Origin of the sequence: Vibrio sp. 10N.222.52.B12, from assembly GCF_002875385.1 — a bacterium.
Taxonomy (GTDB): domain Bacteria; phylum Pseudomonadota; class Gammaproteobacteria; order Enterobacterales; family Vibrionaceae; genus Vibrio; species Vibrio jasicida.
The window spans coordinates 1-357 of sequence record NZ_MDAW01000093.1 but is presented as its reverse complement, the minus strand read 5'-3'; the positions used below and the strand labels follow the sequence as shown (position 1 = coordinate 357).

Genomic DNA, 357 nt, shown 5'->3' with positions numbered 1-357 from the left:
CATTACATCCGAGAAGGTCGAGGTTATGTTGTAGATATCGACCTAGCGAAATACTTCGACACAGTGAATCACGATAGACTGATGTACAGACTGTCACAGGACATCAGTGATAAACGAGTGTTGAAGCTCATCAGGTCATATCTACAGGCAGGCATAATGCGAAACGGGATGGTTGAACAGAGACAAAGAGGGACACCACAGGGTGGACCATTATCCCCGTTGCTATCCAATATCGTATTAGATGAACTGGATAAAGAGTTAGAGCGCAGAGGGCATAAGTTCTGTCGATATGCAGACGACTGCCAAATCTACGTTCATAGTGAAGAAGCCGCTTATCGAGTTAAAGAGTCGATAACG

The 357-nt window shown here is 44.8% G+C and carries 1 protein-coding gene; it reads left to right on the top strand.

Annotation, left to right across the window (positions count from 1 at the left end; genetic code table 11):
- Window positions 1–357, top strand: a 357-nt coding sequence (locus BCT11_RS04080) for a reverse transcriptase domain-containing protein (RefSeq protein ID WP_241908976.1), incomplete at both ends; no start/stop codon positions are given.